At 72.9% G+C, this 16658-nt stretch carries 19 protein-coding genes; 18 read left to right on the top strand and 1 reads right to left on the bottom strand.

Going from position 1 to position 16658, the window contains the following annotated elements; genetic code table 11:
* Positions 1-2 precede the first annotated feature (2 nt).
* The 18 genes from AB0I41_RS05060 (at position 3) to AB0I41_RS04975 (ending at position 16166) form a co-directional block, all read left to right on the top strand.
* A complete protein-coding gene (locus AB0I41_RS05060) occupies positions 3-251 on the top strand; it encodes a hypothetical protein (protein WP_357101974.1) in 249 nt (82 codons plus the stop codon).
* Positions 248-1696, top strand: coding sequence for a hypothetical protein (locus tag AB0I41_RS05055; RefSeq protein ID WP_357101972.1), 1449 nt, complete (start codon positions 248-250; stop codon positions 1694-1696). The genes AB0I41_RS05060 and AB0I41_RS05055 overlap by 4 nt, the downstream gene beginning before the upstream one ends.
* 16 nt (positions 1697-1712) lie before the next feature.
* On the top strand, positions 1713-2111 hold the full coding sequence (locus AB0I41_RS05050) for a hypothetical protein (RefSeq protein ID WP_357101970.1): 399 nt from the start codon (positions 1713-1715) through the stop codon (positions 2109-2111).
* The gene (locus AB0I41_RS05045) at positions 2111-4909 is read left to right on the top strand and encodes a 2'-5' RNA ligase family protein (protein ID WP_357101968.1); all 2799 of its coding nucleotides are present in this window, start codon (positions 2111-2113) and stop codon (positions 4907-4909) included. The genes AB0I41_RS05050 and AB0I41_RS05045 overlap by 1 nt, the downstream gene beginning before the upstream one ends.
* Positions 4910-5004: 95 nt before the next feature.
* Positions 5005-5295, top strand: coding sequence for a hypothetical protein (locus AB0I41_RS05040; protein WP_357101966.1), 291 nt, complete (start codon positions 5005-5007; stop codon positions 5293-5295).
* Positions 5295-6296: a hypothetical protein gene (locus AB0I41_RS05035; protein WP_357101964.1), complete on the top strand. Its 1002-nt coding sequence runs from the start codon at positions 5295-5297 to the stop codon at positions 6294-6296. The genes AB0I41_RS05040 and AB0I41_RS05035 overlap by 1 nt, the downstream gene beginning before the upstream one ends.
* On the top strand, positions 6293-6739 hold the full coding sequence (locus tag AB0I41_RS05030) for a hypothetical protein (protein ID WP_357101962.1): 447 nt from the start codon (positions 6293-6295) through the stop codon (positions 6737-6739). Before AB0I41_RS05035 ends, AB0I41_RS05030 begins: the two co-directional genes overlap by 4 nt.
* 16 nt (positions 6740-6755) lie before the next feature.
* Positions 6756-7094, top strand: coding sequence for a hypothetical protein (locus AB0I41_RS05025; RefSeq protein ID WP_357101960.1), 339 nt, complete (start codon positions 6756-6758; stop codon positions 7092-7094).
* The gene (locus AB0I41_RS05020; protein WP_357101958.1) at positions 7094-7486 is read left to right on the top strand and encodes a hypothetical protein; all 393 of its coding nucleotides are present in this window, start codon (positions 7094-7096) and stop codon (positions 7484-7486) included. The genes AB0I41_RS05025 and AB0I41_RS05020 overlap by 1 nt, the downstream gene beginning before the upstream one ends.
* A gap of 6 nt (positions 7487-7492) precedes the next feature.
* Positions 7493-7807, top strand: a complete 315-nt coding sequence (locus AB0I41_RS05015; RefSeq protein WP_357101956.1) for a hypothetical protein — start codon at positions 7493-7495, stop codon at positions 7805-7807.
* A gap of 15 nt (positions 7808-7822) precedes the next feature.
* A complete protein-coding gene (locus AB0I41_RS05010) occupies positions 7823-8371 on the top strand; it encodes a hypothetical protein (protein WP_357101954.1) in 549 nt (182 codons plus the stop codon).
* 5 nt (positions 8372-8376) lie between these two features.
* Positions 8377-9057, top strand: a complete 681-nt coding sequence (locus AB0I41_RS05005; protein WP_357101952.1) for a hypothetical protein — start codon at positions 8377-8379, stop codon at positions 9055-9057.
* Positions 9054-9269, top strand: coding sequence for a hypothetical protein (locus AB0I41_RS05000; protein WP_357101950.1), 216 nt, complete (start codon positions 9054-9056; stop codon positions 9267-9269). The genes AB0I41_RS05005 and AB0I41_RS05000 overlap by 4 nt, the downstream gene beginning before the upstream one ends.
* A 27-nt stretch (positions 9270-9296) precedes the next feature.
* The gene (locus AB0I41_RS04995; RefSeq protein ID WP_357101948.1) at positions 9297-12275 is read left to right on the top strand and encodes a hypothetical protein; all 2979 of its coding nucleotides are present in this window, start codon (positions 9297-9299) and stop codon (positions 12273-12275) included.
* Complete coding sequence (locus AB0I41_RS04990; RefSeq protein WP_357101946.1) at positions 12275-13123, top strand: hypothetical protein; 849 nt, start codon at positions 12275-12277, stop codon at positions 13121-13123. Before AB0I41_RS04995 ends, AB0I41_RS04990 begins: the two co-directional genes overlap by 1 nt.
* A gap of 12 nt (positions 13124-13135) precedes the next feature.
* The gene (locus AB0I41_RS04985) at positions 13136-14227 is read left to right on the top strand and encodes a hypothetical protein (RefSeq protein WP_357101944.1); all 1092 of its coding nucleotides are present in this window, start codon (positions 13136-13138) and stop codon (positions 14225-14227) included.
* Positions 14224-15351: a hypothetical protein gene (locus tag AB0I41_RS04980; protein ID WP_357101942.1), complete on the top strand. Its 1128-nt coding sequence runs from the start codon at positions 14224-14226 to the stop codon at positions 15349-15351. The genes AB0I41_RS04985 and AB0I41_RS04980 overlap by 4 nt, the downstream gene beginning before the upstream one ends.
* The gene (locus AB0I41_RS04975; protein WP_357101940.1) at positions 15348-16166 is read left to right on the top strand and encodes a hypothetical protein; all 819 of its coding nucleotides are present in this window, start codon (positions 15348-15350) and stop codon (positions 16164-16166) included. The genes AB0I41_RS04980 and AB0I41_RS04975 overlap by 4 nt, the downstream gene beginning before the upstream one ends.
* On the opposite strand, the gene AB0I41_RS04970 is transcribed toward AB0I41_RS04975, so the two are convergent.
* The gene (locus AB0I41_RS04970) at positions 16167-16658 is read right to left on the bottom strand and encodes a hypothetical protein (protein ID WP_357101938.1); all 492 of its coding nucleotides are present in this window, start codon (positions 16656-16658) and stop codon (positions 16167-16169) included.

Below are 16658 nucleotides of genomic sequence, written 5' to 3'. Positions count from 1 at the left end.
CGATGCGTATCACCGTGACGCTTCCGACCGTGCATGCTCCGACGCTGGTGTCCAACGCGCTCGGCGTTGCCGGGCTGCTCGGCCTGGCCGTCGCCATCGGTGCTCTCGCCGGCGACTGGTGGTGGTCCATGCTGGTCGGTTCGGTGGTGGCGATCGCGCTGTCCTGGGTTGCGAACACCCACGCCCGGGCCGGGTCGGCGCCGGCGCTCGCCAGCGACGACGCGGCGCCCCGGCCTTCGAGGTCGGCGTGAGGTCCTGGCTGTTCCCCGCCCCGGCCCCGGCCGCGCCGCGGACGGTGGAGGCGACGCCGCAGCAGGTGATCGCCACCGGCGCGGCCGGCGCCGCGTACGGCGGTGATGGCGTGGACGGAGAGCGGGGCTGGCGGCGGGCGGGGACCGGCGGGCACCGGGAGGTGCCGTGGTGGACCATCGAGAAGGCCCGGATCTACTCCGTGGCCGCGTACCGGTCCAACCCGATGGCCCGGGCCATCATCGACACGTACACCGCGTTCTGCGTCGGCGACTCCGGTGTCTCCTACCAGGCGACCAACCCGGATGTCGCTGTGGTGGTCGACCAGTTCTGGAACGACCCCCGCGTGCAGCTGGGCGCTCTGCAGGACCGGATGCTGCGCGATCACCTGCTCATGGGTGAGACGGCGCTGCAGTTGCTCGTCGGCCGCATGTCCGGCGTGACGCGGATCCGACCGCTGCCGGTGTCGCAGATCAGCGACGTCCGCCTGGCCGGGGGGAACCCGCTCTGGCCGGCCGAGCTCGTCCTCGGCGACGGCGCCGGCGACGGCACCACGCTCACCGTCGCCGGCGTGAACGACCTGACCGCGCTGCGGGATGGCGAGGTCATGTGGTGGCGGTCCTGGATGGCGCTGCTCGACGACGTGCGCGGCGACCCGTTCCTGTCGCCGGTCCTGGACCACCTCGACTCCTACGACCAGGTGATCTCCAACCTGATCGACCGCACCGCCCTGGCCCGCTACCTGGTCTGGGACGTCACCATCGACGGCAGCCAGGAAGACGTCGACAAGTTCGTGGCCGCGCGGGGCGGGACGCACGTACCGCCGTCCGGGTCGGTCGAGGTCCACAACGAGAAGGTGACGTGGGAGTCGAAGACCGCGGAGACTCGCGCGGAAGAGGACTCCATCGCCAGCAAGAACGTGCTCACCCTCGTCGCCGGCGGCGCGGGGCTGGCGAAGACATGGCTGGCCGAGCCGGACGGCGCGAACCGAGCCACGGCGCTGACGATGGCCGAGCCGGTGCGCCGCCGCGTCGGCGGGGTGCAAAGGCTGTGGCTGTCCTACCAGACCGAGCTGTGCCGGTACGCCGTGGACCAGGCGGTGGCCGCCCGCCGGCTGCCGCAGCTGGTGACCGCGCGGGACCCGCGTACGGGCCGGGAGTACCCGATCCCGGCGTCGCAGTCGGTCACCGTCACCGGCCCGTCGATCTCCGCTTCAGACGCGGAGTTCACGGCCAAGATCCTGCTCAACCTCTCCACCGGTCTGGAGAAGCTCGTCAAGAGCCGGGTGCTCACCGCCGAGGCGGCGCGGATCGCCGCGCGCAAGGCGTGGGAGGACTACATGGGCATCCCGTACACCGCCGAGCTGGACTCGCCGGACGCCAACCCTGACGACGTCGCCCAGGCCGTCGACGACGCCCATCCGGGCGGCACCCCACCCATTGTGTAACCCCCTGGAGGTTGTCATGTCCCTGACCCGTGACGAGGCCGCGCAGGCCCTCGGTATGAAGCGCCGCGAGATCCTCGCGGTGGACCGCGTCGACGGCGGGTACGCCATCACCACCCACGACGGTCAGCGCACCCTGGTCAACCAGCGCGGCACGATCGTGGCCACCGGCGACATCCTCGACCCCGCCGGCGCGCCGCCTGCTCCCCAGACCCCGCCGCCGGCGGACCCCGACGGGTCGGACACGCCGCCGGCTGCCGTGCCGGATGGCAACGCCGCCGACGTGCTCGCCTGGGTGGGCGGCGACGTCGACCGGGCCCGCACCGCGGCGTCGGCCGAGCAGGGCCGGGAACGGCCGCGGACCGGGCTGCTCGCCGAGCTGGACAAGCTCATCAAGGCCGCGGACTCCGACAGCTGATGGTCGACGAGCCCGACCCGGCCCCGCCGGTGCACACCCTGGGACCGCAGCGGTGCCTGGTCTGCGCGGCGGACGGCCAGCCGGACCGGGTCCGCGAGGTCGAACACGCACCACCGCCAGCGGCCCCGCAGCCGCGGCGGACCACCGAGGCGACCGCGCCGGTGCCGGCCGTGTCGTGCATGGTGTGCCTCGACATCCCCGACGATGTCGCCGCCGCCCTGGCGGTGCCCGGGGGGCTGCCGGCCGGCGAGCTGCACGTCACCCTCGCCTACCTCGGCAAGACGCTGACCGACGAGCAGCGGGCGCAGGTCGCCGACATCGTCGGCCAGGTCGCCGCCGTCCACCCGCCGCTGGCCGGCCAGCTCGGCGGCATCGGGCAGTTCCCGCCCGGCGAGGACGGCGTGCCGGTGTGGGCGCCGGTGGACGTGCCCGGCCTGGCCGAGCTCCGCCACGACCTGGTGGCCCGACTGGCCACCGCCGGGCTGCCCGTCGACGGCGAGCGGGGCTACACCCCGCACATGACCCTGACCTACCTCGCCGCCGGCGACACCCCGCCGCCGCCCGTGCCGCCAACCCCGGTCGCGTTCGACGCGCTCACCTGGACCCGGGGCCCGGACTGGACGGCGGTGCCGCTCGCCGCCGCGGCGGCGGACTCGAGGAAGGAGACCAGCGTGACGACGGAGAGCACCGACCGGGTGCCCGGCCGCGTGATCGAAGCCAAGGGCGTCGACCCCGCCGGCGGCCGGATCTTCCGCGTCCGGATCATCCAGGCCGGCGAGTCCCGCAACAAGCGCCGCTACCCGCAGCCGGTGCTGGCCGCGGCCGCCCGCCTGTACGAGGGCGCGAAGGCCTACGACCACCACCGCACCGAGGAAGAGCTGCGCAGCTCGACGATCACCGGGCTGGTCGGCTCCTACCGCGACGTGACCGTGGAGGCCGACGGCCTCTACGCCGACCTGCATCTGCTGCCTGGCGCCACGCACGCCGCGCAGGCTCTCGACGCGGCCCTGCAGGCGCAGGAGGCGGGACTGGAGCCGCTCGTCGGGATCTCCCACGACGTGCTGGCCACCTGGGCGCCGCCGACTACCGAGGGCGGGACCCGGGTGGAGGAGGCCACCGCGATCGTGCGGGTCTTCTCCGCCGACATCGTCGCCGATCCGGCCGCTGGGGGCCGGGCCACCCGCATGGTGGCCGGCGGCATCGACACCACCGACAACCAGCCGGCGGGCAGGGCGCCCGACGGAGAGAGCAAGGAGTCTCACGTGACCGCACCACTGGACACGGCTGCCGTGCTCGCCGCGCTCAAGGACGCCAGCGACGAGCAGCTCGCCGCGGCCGGCCTGAGCAAGGCTGCCCCGCCCGGCGACACCGGCGCGGGTACGGCTGCCACCGGCGAGGCCGGCGGCGGCACCGCAACCACCGCAGGGGCGACGGAGAGCACGCAGCGCACCCTGGAAGCCACCACCCCGAAGACCTCGTTCCTCGGCCAGCTGATGATCCGCACCAAGGTCGAGGGCGCCGGCCTGCCGATCGCCGTGGTCGAGTCGGTGACCGCCACCCTGCCCGACCAGGTCACCGAGAGCGCCGTCGACGCGCAGATCGCCGCGATCAAGGGCGGCCTGGCCATCGTCGAGCGCGCCGGTCTGGTCGGCGCGCCGACCCTCGGCGGCGCGACGGTCACCAAGGAGTCCCGCGAGAAGAAGTCGGCCGCCCTGGACGCGTTCTTCGACGGCGACTACCACAAGGGCTACCGGTCCTTCCGGGAGGCCTGGGCGGACGTCACCGGGTACCGGCCGCAGGCCTGGGGCGAGGACGTCAACCGCAAGATCCTCCGGGAGTGCTTCGGTAGCGGCTTCGACTCCGACCTGGCCGGGGCGGCGCGCGGCACCGAGTCCCTGACGTCGGGCAGCTGGGCGGAGGTCCTCGGCGACTCCATCACCCGGCGGATGATCAAGCTGTACGACCAGCCGTCGCTGCAGAGCTGGCGCAAGGTCGTCTCGGACGTGGTGCCGGTCTCGGACTTCCGCCAGCAGAAGCGCACCCGCATCGGCGGGTACGGCACCCTGCCGGTCGTCGCCGAGGGCGCGAGCTACCTGCCGCTGACCAGCCCCACCGACGAAGAAGCGCTCTACGCGGTGATCAAGCGTGGTGGCACCGAGGACCTCACCCTCGAAACCATCGCCAACGACGACATCGGCGCGGTGCGCAACATCCCCCGGCTGCTCGGTCTCGCGGCGGCCATCACGCTGTACCGGTTCGTCTGGGACATCCTGGCCACGAACGTGGTCTGCTCCTACGACACCGTCGCGCTGTTCGCGGCTGGGCACAACAACACCGACAACCCGGCCCTGCTGGGCCCCGGGACGTTGTCGGCGGCCCGGGCGAAGATGCGCAAGCAGGCCGCCTACGGCAACGCCGCCAACATCCTGTCCCTGACCCCGAAGACGCTGGTCGTGCCCAGCGCCTTGGAGGAGCTCGCGTTCCAGCTGTGCACCTCGGCCGTGGCGATCACCGCCGGGAGTGATGCCACCGTGCCGAACATGCACCGCGGCCTGGACTACGAGGTCCTGGACTACGTGGCCGACGTCAACGACTGGTTCCTGGTGGCCGACCCGAACATGTGCCCGACGATCGAGGTCGGCTTCTACCAGGGCCGGGAGCGGCCGGAGCTGTTCACGCAGGCCGACGCGAACACCGGCAGCATGTTCAACGCGGACAAGTACACGTACAAGATCCGCCACACCTACAGCGGTACCCCGCTGGAGCACCGCGGTTTCTACCGCGGCGCTAACGCCTGACGGTCACGGTAGGGCCGGGTCCCGTACGGGGGGACGGGACCCGGCCCACGCACTGTGCCACAGACCACCGCCACGGCTGAAGAGGTGATGAGGCAATGAGCATGCCCGCGACCGCGTCCGCGTTGACCGGCGCCAACCAGGCCGTCTCGGCCAGTCCCGCGACGTACCAGGGCTACACGCTGCGGGAGACCGCGGGCACCGCGGCCGCCGCGACGGTGCGGATCTGGGACAACCCGGCAGCCGCATCCGGCGCCCTGCTCGACGTCGTCGAGCTGCCCGCCAACGGATCCGCGCAGGCCTTCTACCCCGGCGGGATCCGCGCCCACAGGGGCATCTACGTGGAGGTCGTCGCCGGGACCGTCGAGGGCTCGGTCCGGATCGCCTGATGGGCGCCCTGACCCGCGTCGCCGGCACCGCCGCGGCGACGCTGACCCACGCGTTCGCCGGCCCCGCCGAGGAACCGGCCACCGTCGACGGGGCAGTGACGGTCACCGGCACCGACCCTGACGGCGATCTGGTCTTCACCGGCACCGCCACGGCGGCCGCCGCCGGCGGCGGCTACGAGTTCACGATGCCGGCGCAGACGCAGCTGGGCCTGATCGACGTCACCTGGTCGGGCACCGTCGGCGGCACGCTGCTGATCGAGCGGGACCTGGTGGAGATCGTCGGCGGGTTCCTGTTCACCCTGCGGCAGGGCCGCGACTCCGACGAGACGCTGCAGAACACGGACAAGTACCCGACGGCGGACCTGCTGCGGGCCCGGACCGAGGTCGAGCAGGAGTGCGAGTGGATCTGCGACCAGGCGTGGGTGCCCCGCTACCGGCGCGTGGTTCTGGACGGCACTGGCATCGTCGACCTGGTCCTGCCCACCGGCGGTGACCTGTGGCGGGCCGGCACCCTGATGCGCGGCGTCCGCACGGTGCGGACTGCGTCGATCGCCGCCCGGCCGGGGCAGACCCCGGTGCCGCTGACCGGCGCGCAGCTGGCCGCGCTCGCGGTCCGCCCGGATGGCACGCTGCGCCGCACCGACGACGGGGTGTGGACCGCCGGCGACGGCAACGTGGTCCTGGAGTACGAGTACGGCGCCGACGCCGCCCCGGCCGACCTGGTCCGCGCCGCGCTGACCCGCTTCCGGGACCGGCTCAACTTCGACAAGCGGCAGATCCCGGACCGGGCGGTGTCCTTCACGATCGCGGAGGCGGGCACGTACCGGCTGAGCCTGCCCGATGCGTACCGCACCGGTATCCCGGAGGTCGACGCCGCCTACGGCCGCTATTCCCGGCGGGTGTCGGACAGCAGCGGCCCGGGCGGCCGGGCCGCGCCGGCCAGCCGCAGCATCGACTACGACCCGCAGTACGGGTCGATCTTCCACGGCGGCCGCCGATGACCACCACGGAGGCGCTGCGCTGTAAGAAGGCGCTGTTCGACCGGCTGGACGCGCAGACCGGGCGGGGCCTGCCCCTGGCCGGTCTGCAGATGGCCTACGCCTGGCCGGGACGCAACCCGGAGGCTGAGTGCGTCTACGGGGGCGGGGTGCGCTTCACCCGCACCTCAGCGGGGCACGACGGGCGCGCCGAGTTGTGGCTGGAGACCGCCACGATCGGCCTGTACGTGCGGGTGCGGCGGCCGGGCGCGCAGGTCGAGGAGACCGACGCCCGGGCCACGGAGATCGGTGGGGTCATCGAGACGCTGCTCGCCGAGCGGCCGGAGCTGGCCGGCGGATACACGTACCTGCAGATGTCCAGCGGCAGCGCCGACTACTACGTCGACGACGACGCGGTGACGTCGATCCTGGCCTGCCAGGCGACCTGCCAGTACTACCTCGACTGATCCAAGGGAGGATCCTGTGGCGACAGTGGGTGTGGGGGTGATCGGCCGCGGCGCGAACGTCAGCGACCTGTCCCCGAACGCGGCCAGCTCGGGCGGGGACAAGGTCACCGCCGGCCGCGACGTGTGGCTGTTCTGGGAGAACACCTCCGGTGCGCCGATCACCGTGACGGTGGCGACGCCGGGCACCGTGCGCGGGCTGGCGATCGCGGACCTGGACATCGTCGTCCCGGCCGGCGGGTACGCGGTGCGCGGCCCGTGGCCGGCCGACGTGTTCGGCGACGCGGCTGGCCTGGTCTCCCTGACCTACTCGACGGAGGTCGGGCTGTCCTTCGGCGCGTGGAAGGTCGGTGCGTGATGGCCCGACACAAGCCAACCGAGGCCGACGCGGCGCCCGCCGGCGACACGGTCCCGGAGGGCCCGGTGAGCACCGAGCCGGGCTGCACGCACCCGAACTGTGTGCTGGAGCACCCCCACGCCGGGCCGGCTGTCCTCACCACGCAGACCCCGCCGCCGGGCGACGAGCACGACCAGGCGGCACAGCGGGTGGTCGACGCGCAGGCCGCCCTGGAAGCCGCCCGCGCGGCCGCGGCCGCGCAGCTGCCCGGCGCCGCGCACGTCATCGCCACCGAGGCGCTGTACGTGCCGGGTGGGGCGCGGGCGCACCTGCCCGGCGACCGGGTGCCGGTCGGCAACGTGGCCCGCAACGGCTGGGAGCACGGGGTCCGGCCGCCGCGCGACGGGGAGTAGCCGCCGGTGCCGGTCGAGCTGGTCCGGGTCTGGGTCGACCCGGTCGAAGTGCAGCGCCTCGGCGACAGCGTCGAGGCGTCCGAGGCCACCCGGGAGGCCGGACGCGGGATCGCCCGGCTGGCCGGGTCGCTGGCGCCGCATCGCACCGGCGAAGGGGCGGCGTCGATCGACGCGTGGCCGGGCGTCGGCCCGGGCGGCCCGCACACGGACGTGTCGTGGGACCAGGACCACTTCTACATGTCGTTCCACGACGGCGGCACCAAGGACCTGCCAGCGCGGCACTTCATGCAAGCCGCGCTGGACCGCTACGTGTACCTGTGAGAGAGGAGTTGCGCGATGCCGCAACGACACAAGGGCCAGCTGGCGCTGGGGCCGGGGATGCTTCGGCTCGCCCCGCTCGGCTCGCCGGAGCCGGCCGACCTGATCACGCCGTGGGACGCGGCGTGGTCGGAGATGGGCTACACCGTCGAGGGCAGCAAGTTCTCGTACGAGATCGAGACGGGCACGGTGGTGCCGGCCGAGGAGATCGACCCGATCCACGTGGCGGTCAACGGCCGTAACCTCAAGGTGGCGTTCGCGCTGCTGCAGCTGACCGCCGGCAACCTCAAGATCGCGATGAACGGCGGCACCATCACCGTCGGCGACGGGATCGTGACCTTCGAGCCGCACGCCCCGGGCGAGGAGGTGCGGGTGATGCTCGGCTTCGAGGCCGAGGACGGCACCGAGCGGTGGGTGTGGCGCGAGTGCCTGCAGGGCGGCAACGTCGAGCTGGAGCGTAAGAAGGGCAGCGAGGCCGCCAAGCTCGGCACCGAGTTCCTTCTCGCCAAGCCCGACGCGGGCACCCTGCCGTTCAAGGCGATCCTCGCCGCGCCGGCACGGGCGTGACGCCGATGAGTAGGGAGTACACCTCGGCGTCGCGGCGCGCCGCCGCCGCGGCCCCGCCGGTCGACGACCCGACCGGCCTGCTCGCCTGGGTGGGCACCAGCACGGTGCGGGCACGCCAGGCCCTGGCGCTGATCGAGTCCGCGCCGCCGCCGGCCGACCCCGGCGAGGATGTGCCGGCGGCCGAGCTGAGCCGCGGGCAGATGGTCGGGCGGCTGCTCGACGTCTTCCCGTCGTTCACCCTCGACGGGGAGACGTTCCGGGTCATGGGTGAGATGCAGCTGCTCGACCTGTGCGAGCTGCTCAAGCTCACCAAGCGTGGGGTCAAGACCGTCGACCCGTCCGCCGTCTCCGCCCTGGCGGACTTCTTCTCCGGCGCGCTCGGCCTGGAGGAGTACGAGCGGTTCCGCACCTTCGTCCGGGAGCACGCGATCGACCAGGACGTCCTCAACGACGTCATGGAAGGGATCGTGGAGGACCTCACCGACCGCCCTACGTCACGGCCCTCTCCGTCTGCGAGTGGGCCGTTGACCACTGGGGCTGGGTCGAAGCACGTCTCGCTGTCTGGGCCGCAGCGGGGGGTGGTGCTGCAGCCGACCCCGACGCCGCCGGACTTCGCCGCGATGACACCGGAGGAGTTCGCGGGCTGGCATTCAGCCCAGACCCGGGGTGTGACCTCCTTCGGATGAGCCCACGGGCGGCGCTGCCGCTGCTGCAGGGCCTGTGTGACGAGTGGATGGCCCGCGGGCAGATGCTGTCCGCGCTGGGCGGCAGCCACGACCCGCTCGGTGAGGCCCTCACCGAGCCCGCCGGCGACACCGGCGAGGCCGGGGAAGCGGCGGCGTCACGGGCGCAGCGGCGCCGCGCTGAGGTGGCCGCGTTCGCGGCCGCCGTCCAGTAACCAACAAAAAGAGGGGGGTGATCCGGGGTGGCACGAGTCATCGGAGAGGGGCTGATCCGGGTCCGCCCCGACACCGGCGGGTTCGGCGGGCAGACCGAACGCGAGCTGACCAGCAGCCTGCAGCGGGTGGTGTCGCGGCTGGAGGGGGTGCTGTCGCGGCTGGAGGCGACCGCGACCCGCTCCGGTGAGCGGTCCGGCCGGAACTTCGCCGGCGGCGTCGAGCGCGGCGCCAACCGGATCCGCACCATCCTGCAGGCCGCGTTCGCGGTCGGCGGGGTGGTCGCGTTCGGTGGCGGCCTGGCGTACGCGGGGGCGCAGGCCTTCGCCCTGGCGGCCGCGGTGTCCCGGGCCGGTGGGTCGGTCCTGGCGCTGCCGGCGGCGATGGCCGCGGCCGCCGTGTCCGTCGGGGTCCTGGCGATGGCCACCGCGCACCTGACCGACGCGCTGTCCGACTCCGCCGGCGGCAGCGGCGGCGGTGGGGCGGCCGCCGCCCGGGCGGCGATGCGCGCCTACGAGGCGGGGCAGCGGCGCATCGCCGACGCCCAGCGGGACCTGACCCGCGCCACCCGCGACCTCAACGATGCCCGCCGGGAGGAGGCCGAGCGGATCGCCGCCCTCGCCGGGGACGTCGAGGGTGCCGCGCTGGCCGAGGAGCGGGCCAAGCTCAACGTCGAGCAGGCCGAGCGGGAACTCGCCGAGGCGCGGGCCGCAGCGGCCAAGGGTGAGGCAGGCGCCGCCGACCGGGTCCGCGAGGCCGAGCTGGCGCTGCGGGAGCAGCAGCACGCGGCGCGGGAGGCCACCGCCCGGCACGCCGAGCTCGCCGCCGAGCAGCAGCAGGCCGCGCGGGTCGGCGTCGAGGGCAGCCGCCAGGTCCAGGACGCGCTGCAGCGGCAAGCCGACGCGGCCCACGGCGTGGAGCAGGCCCGCAAGGACGCCGCCGACGCCGAGCAGGAGGCCGCCACCAAGGCTGCCGGCGCGATCTCCAAGCAACAGGAGGCGTACGCGAAGCTCGCCCCCTCCGCGCGGTCCCTCGTCGACACGCTGCGGCGGATCGCCCCGGCGTGGCAGGACGTGCAGCGCCACGTGCAGCAGCGGGTGTGGGCGGGCGTCGCCGGGCAGGTCGACTCGCTGTCGCGCACCTACCTGCCGGTGGCCACCAACCGGCTCGGCCAGTTCGGCGACGCGTGGAACCGGGCGATCCGCGAGTCCCTCGGGGTCGCCCAGTCCGCCCAGTCGGTGCGGGACGTCGACACCACCCTCGGCAACGCCGCGGTCGCCGGGGACCGGCTCGCCCAGGCGGTCGCCCCGTTCGTGTCCGCGCTGATCAGCATCGGCGCGGTCGGCTCCACCGTGCTGCCCGAACTCGGCGGCGGCGTACTGAACCTGGCGGAGCGCTTCGAGCGGTGGGTGGCCGCGGCCCGCGAGTCAGGCCAGCTGGAGCAGTGGCTACGCGGCGGCCTGGAGGCACTGCGGCAGCTCGGCGCGATCGGCGCCAACGTGGTCGGCATCGTCGTGGCGATCCTGCGCGGCGGCGGCGCCGACGCCGGCGGGGACATGCTCGCCGGCCTCGAAGCCGGCACCCGCCGCCTGCGCGAGTTCCTCAACTCCGCCGAAGGGCAGGAGCGGATCTCCACCGTCCTCACCACGATCCGCGACGTCGGCACCTCCCTGATCCAGACCCTGCCGGACCTGGTCGACAACGCCGCCAAGCTCGGCCCGGTGCTGGCCGACGCCGCGAAGGAAGGCGGCAGCGTCCACGACGCGTTCATCCTGACCGATGAGATCGTCGGGTTCCTCGCCGACCACGTCGACCTGCTCGCCGACGCGCTGCCGGTCCTGATCGGCCTGTGGGTCGCCTCCCGGGTCGCGCAGACCGGCGCGAACATCGCCGCCGTGGCGTCGCTACCGATCCGCGCGGCCGAGGCAGCCGCCACGTTCGGGCTGCGCTCCGCGCTCACCGCGCACACCGCGGCGCTGACCGCCAACACCGGGGCCACCCGGGCGGCGACCGGCGCCGCAGCCGCCGAGACCGCGGCCACCAACGGCGGGATCCTGGCCAAGCTGCGCAACGTCACCGCGACGGTCGCCAGCCGCGCGGCCGCGATCGCCGCGAACGTCGCCACCAAGACGTGGGCGGTCGGGCAGTGGCTGCTCAACGCCGCGCTGACCGCCAACCCGATCGGGTTGATCATCCTCGCCATCGTCGCCCTGGTCGCCGCGGTGGTGCTCGCCTACCGGAACTCGGAGACGTTCCGCAACATCGTCCAGGCGGCGCTGCGCATGGTCGCGGACGCCGGCAAGTGGATGTGGGAGAAGGCCCTCAAGCCTGCGTTCGACGGGATCGTCGTCGCCGTCCGGTGGGTCGCGTCGATCATCACCTGGTGGTACCAGAACATCGTCAAGCCGTACTTCACCCTGGTCATGAACGTGGCGAAGTGGCTGTGGCAACAGGTCCAGAACTCCTTCAACGGCTGGAAGTTGATCTTTGATCGGGTGCGTGGCTGGATCGGCGGCGTCAAGGACTTCGTCGTCGACCGGTTCACCTCCATCGTGAGCTTCGTCAAGGGCTTGCCGGGCCGGATCTCGTCCGCGGCCCGCGGCATGTTCGACGGGGTGGTCGCGACCGCGAAGGGCGGCATCAACAAGCTGATCGACGCCTGGAACCGGCTGGACTTCTGGATCGACATCCGGGTGCCCGACTGGGTACCCGGCATCGGCGGGAAGGGCTTCCACGTCGACGACATCATCCCGGACATCCCCCGCCTCGCCGACGGTGGCGTGGCGCGGGCCCGCCCGGGCGGCATCCTCGCGCAGATCGCCGAGGGCGGGCAGGACGAGGTCGTGGCGCCGCTGTCCACCCTCGCCGCGATGATCGTCGCGGCCGTCCGCGAGGCACTCGGCGATCGGGCCGGCACGACCATCGAGAAGGTAGAGGTGCGCGGCTACACCGACCGGTTCAGCCTGTCGCAGGTGATGGACGAACTCGCACTGGCCGGAGCGCACTGATGCCCCTGCAGGAAGGGCAGGCGCAGCTGCGGGACCTGGTCGTCGGACCCGGCACCCCCTACCGGTGGGCCACCCTGTTCAACCCGATGAGCCGCAACGTGCGGGCCAATCAGGGCGGCGAACGGCCGTGGGCAGACGGCTCCTGGTCCGGCGCCGAGTGGGCCGAGCAGATCGCCATCCCGATGCGACTGATCGTGCACGCGTCCGGCCAGGCCGAGTGGATGCGCCTGCACCAGCAGCTGCTCGCCGCGTTCGCCCCGTCACACCAGGACCTGCCGCTGACCTTCTGCATCGGCGGGGTCGAGTACGTGATGTTCGGGCGGCCGCGGATGGTCGAGCCGCAGTCCCGCCACCTCGACGGGCACGGCTACACCAACACGGCATTCATCGCCCTCGACCCCACCGTGTACTCGGGTGCCGAGCACCAGGTGGTGCTCGGGCTGCCGTCCACCACCGGCGGGCTGACGCTGCCGCTGACCGTCCCGGTCACCATCGACGCCACGGTGACCTCCGGTCGCCAGATGATCAGCAATGCTGGCACGAAGACCACCGGGCTGACCCTGCGGGTCAACGGGCCCGTGGTCGAGCCGCGGGTGTCGGTGCTGACCCCGGACGGCACGGCGATCGTGCGGGTGTGGCTGACCCTGACCGCCGGGCAGTGGCTGGACATCGACACCGCCAGCAGGACCGTCTACCTCAACGGCACCGCATCCCGCCGCGGGCTCACCACGGCCGAGGGCGCCGGCTGGCCCGTCCTGCCGACCGGCGCGTGGGAGGTCGCGTTCGACTCACCCAGCTACGACCCGGACGCGCGGCTGACCGTGTCCTGGCGCGACGCATGGCACTGATGGAGGCATGGCATGGCTGACCCTTTGTGGATCAACGCGAGCGGTGGTGCGCCCGCCTACAGCGCGAACGAAATGCGCCAGGCGATGGCCCTGGCCTTGATGTACGGGGGCCGCACCCTGGGTGCCCGGCAGGGTGTCCGGCCGGGCGGCACGCAGCTGCAGGTGTCGCTCGCCGGGTCGACGATCACCGTGCAGCCCGGGGTGGCGTGCATCGACCCGGGCCTGACCAGCCCGCAGGGCCCCTACTGGGTGGCCATCCCGGTCGCCGAGACGCACACCCTCGCCGCCGCCGACGCGACCAACCCGCGCAAGGACATCATCCAGCTGCGGGTCTACGACCACGACGAAGATCTGTCGGGGCTGCGGCTGGCCCGCACCGAGTACAAGGTTGGCGTAGCCGGCCCAACGCCGGCGGAGCCCGGTGTGGATGCTGGGGCGTTCCGGCTGGCGATGTTCGACGTGCCGCGTTCGGGGGGCGGGGCGGCCGCGGTGACCGACCGGCGGCCGTTCACGGTCGCCTCGGGTGGGACGCTGCCGGTGCGCAGCGAGGCCGAGCGAGACGCCCTGGCCGCGCACCCGGGCATGCGGGTGTTCCGGCTCGACGTGGACCGTGAGGAGGTGTACCACGGCAACGGCCGCTGGTGGGAAGCTACGCCGCTGTTCGTCTACAAGCCGTCGACGACGGCCCGGACATCGCAGACGGCCGTCGCAGACGACCCCCACCTGACCCTGCCGGCACAGGCTAACGCCATCTATCTGATGGAGTGCGTGCTCGGTGTCGACGGCGCGGCGGCCGGTGACCTGAAGGTGGCCTGGTCCGTGCCGGCCGGCGCATTCATGAACCGGGCCACAGACGGCCCGGCGCCGAGCGCCACCGACCGGGACAACCTGACCGTGACCCGTCGCATCAACGGGTCCGCCACGGAGCTGACCTACGGGCTGGTCGGGGCCGGGGCCGCCACGAACGTGGAAGAGCGGGCCGTGCTGGTCACCAGCGGCACAGCGGGCAGCGTAACGCTGAGGTGGGCGCAGGCGACAAGCAGCACCACCGCCACGCAACTGACGGCGAACAACGCCTTCCTGACCCTCACGAGGGTGGGATGACTGTCGTCACCTGGCTCGGCTGTGACCTGGTCACCGGCCGGATCGTGGAGGAACTGCCGGACCTGGTCCCGTCCGGCGCGATCGGGCACCGGCTCGCCGCCTACACCTCCGCGGCGTTCAATCTGCCCATCGCCCTGGGCGGGCATGGTGCACCGCCGCGCGGGTGGGAGGCTGCCACCGAGCCAGGCCGGTCGATGATCGTCGCGGTGCTGAACGACGTGCCGGTCTGGGCCGGGATCGTGCTGCCCCAGGAAGGCGGCACCGAGGCCACCGTCGATCTCGCCTGCGTATCCCTCGAGGGATACCTCGACCGCCGGTACGTCCGCGACCACGAGTTCGTCCAGGCCGACGAGGCACTCATCGCCGGGTCACTGGTCGACGACGCCAACATCGAAGGCATCGGGTTCGTGGTTGATGCCCCCGACACCGGCACCCTGCGCGACCGCACCTACCGCGACCAGGACGACGCCACCGTCTACTCGCGGCTACGGGAGCTCATGGGAGTGATCGACGGGCCAGAGTGGACAGTGGCTGTGGACTGGTCCGACGCCACCCAGACGGCGGTCACCAAGATCCTGCGGGTCCGCAAGCGGATCGGATACACCAGCAGCACCCCGAACGCCGTGTTCGCCACCGGCAGCGCGAGCGCCGTGGTGTCGTCGATCGGGGCGAGCGAGGCCCGCTACCGCTACCGGGCGGACTACTCATCCGGCAAGGGCGCCAACCACATCGTCGCCACCAGCTCGGGTGAGGGCGAGTCCCGGCCGCAGTCGGCGCCCGCCCGCGATGAGGCGCTGCTGGCCGCCGGCTGGCCACGATACGAGCACCGGTTCAGCCCCTCCTCAAGCGTCACCGACGTCGCGACGCTCGACGCGCACGCCCAGCAGGCGCTGCGCTACATGGCCCGCGGCGCCCGCACCCTGACCATCACCGCCCGCGCGGACGCCTACCCGCGCCTCGGCATCGACTGGAACACCGGCGACGACATCGGCCACGACCTGACCGGCCACCGCCACCCGCAAGGGCTCCGCGGCGTCGCCCGGGCTATCGGCTGGGACCTCGATCCGCAGACCGGCATCGTGGCCCCGATCCTGCTCACCCCTGGAGAGGACGTGATCTCGTGATCCCCTCAGACCAGAGTCCCGCCGGAACCGACTGGATCAGTCGCCGGCTCACCGCGCTGGAGGGGCTGGTGCGGGAGTTGCAGGCCGGCCGGCGGCTGGAAGCGGCGACGATCGGCGCCGGCGGCCTGCGCGTCAAGGGCGGCGACATCACCGTCCTGGACGGCGGTGACATCGCCATCGAGGGCGGCGGGTCGGTCACCGTTGACGGCGGCGACATCACTGTCATCGACGCCGCCGGCAACATCATCGGCCAGATCGGCGACCTCGGTAACGGGAAGCGCGGGTTCATCCTCCGGCGGGCCGGCGGCTACCCGGCGCTGGAGGTGTCCGGCACCGGCGTCGGCTCCGACTACGGGTTCGTCGGCATGTACGACGTGTCCGGCAACTACATCGTCACCGACGACGCCGCGTCGGGGCGCGGGCTGGCCCGCCCATACATTCCGATCCAAGTCGGCGAGGTGTCGGTCCCCACGGCCGTCGCCACCTCGACGGGGTTCGCGGACCTGCATGTCGGCGCGGCAGTCCTACAGCATCCGGTGCTGTACGCGTACGTGCTGATCCGCTCCAGCGACAGCTCGACGACCGGTGAGGTGCGGATGGCTGTAGATGGCATCGGGGTCGGGCCGACGCTGCCCGTGAACGCCGGGGCGTACGCGTACGTCAACGTCGGCCCGTTCGCGCTGCCGTCGAGCGTGCTGGGCAACTACTCCGCCATCCAGGTGCTGTCGGTGCAGGCCCGGCGCACCGCCGGTACGGGCACGATCGGGGTGCGACCGCTGTCGATCCTCGGGTTGGAGTCGTCTCGTGCCTTGTAGTCAGCTCTTGGGTGGGCAGGGGATTTCCAGCCCGCTGGGGTCTGTGCAGCGCGGCGCGGGTGGGGGCAGGCCGTCCTTCGGGTCGTTCTGCGGCACCGTCGGGGCCGGCTGCGGCTCGCTGGGCGTCGGGTCCGGCTCGGTCATCGTCGTGCTCCCGCTGCTGCTCGTGCCCTTCGTGCTGGTGGCCTCCGGCTTCGGCGCGGTGGTCACGGCCGGCTCGGCCGGCGTCGGGTCGGTCACGCTCTGACTCCCTGTGGTGGGGCTGTCCGCCACCGTAGTGCCGGCGGCGGTGGTCTGCTGCGGGGCGGTCGCGGTCTCCGCCACGGTCGCCGCGGTCGGCGTGGCGGCAGTCTCGTCGGACACGGTACGCAGGTCCTGACGGGCCGGCTCCCCGCCGTCGGTGAGGGATAGGGCGGTCACGCCCCCGATGACGCCGGCCGCCGCGAGCGCCACCAGGCCCACGCCGAACATTCTCGTTCTCGTCGTATTCAC

This window comes from Micromonospora sp. NPDC050200 (assembly GCF_040656135.1).
Classification (GTDB): Bacteria; Actinomycetota; Actinomycetes; order Mycobacteriales; family Micromonosporaceae; genus Micromonospora.
The sequence above is the reverse complement of the archived record's forward strand: the minus strand, read 5'-3'. Positions and strand labels throughout refer to the sequence as shown.

Excerpts from the sequence above, each read along its gene's own strand:
- AB0I41_RS05050 (WP_357101970.1), top strand. The coding sequence starts at position 1,713 with ATGTCCCTGACCCGTGACGAGGCCGCGCAGGCCCTCGGTATGAAGCGC.
- AB0I41_RS04985 (WP_357101944.1), top strand. The coding sequence starts at position 13,136 with ATGGCTGACCCTTTGTGGATCAACGCGAGCGGTGGTGCGCCCGCCTAC.
- AB0I41_RS05040 (WP_357101966.1), top strand. The coding sequence starts at position 5,005 with ATGAGCATGCCCGCGACCGCGTCCGCGTTGACCGGCGCCAACCAGGCC.
- AB0I41_RS05010 (WP_357101954.1), top strand. The coding sequence starts at position 7,823 with ATGCCGCAACGACACAAGGGCCAGCTGGCGCTGGGGCCGGGGATGCTT.
- AB0I41_RS04990 (WP_357101946.1), top strand. The coding sequence starts at position 12,275 with ATGCCCCTGCAGGAAGGGCAGGCGCAGCTGCGGGACCTGGTCGTCGGA.
- AB0I41_RS05060 (WP_357101974.1), top strand. The coding sequence starts at position 3 with ATGCGTATCACCGTGACGCTTCCGACCGTGCATGCTCCGACGCTGGTG.
- AB0I41_RS05030 (WP_357101962.1), top strand. The coding sequence starts at position 6,293 with ATGACCACCACGGAGGCGCTGCGCTGTAAGAAGGCGCTGTTCGACCGG.
- AB0I41_RS05000 (WP_357101950.1), top strand. The coding sequence starts at position 9,054 with ATGAGCCCACGGGCGGCGCTGCCGCTGCTGCAGGGCCTGTGTGACGAG.
- AB0I41_RS05005 (WP_357101952.1), top strand. The coding sequence starts at position 8,377 with ATGAGTAGGGAGTACACCTCGGCGTCGCGGCGCGCCGCCGCCGCGGCC.
- AB0I41_RS05035 (WP_357101964.1), top strand. The coding sequence starts at position 5,295 with ATGGGCGCCCTGACCCGCGTCGCCGGCACCGCCGCGGCGACGCTGACC.
- AB0I41_RS05020 (WP_357101958.1), top strand. The coding sequence starts at position 7,094 with ATGGCCCGACACAAGCCAACCGAGGCCGACGCGGCGCCCGCCGGCGAC.
- AB0I41_RS05045 (WP_357101968.1), top strand. The coding sequence starts at position 2,111 with ATGGTCGACGAGCCCGACCCGGCCCCGCCGGTGCACACCCTGGGACCG.
- AB0I41_RS04980 (WP_357101942.1), top strand. The coding sequence starts at position 14,224 with ATGACTGTCGTCACCTGGCTCGGCTGTGACCTGGTCACCGGCCGGATC.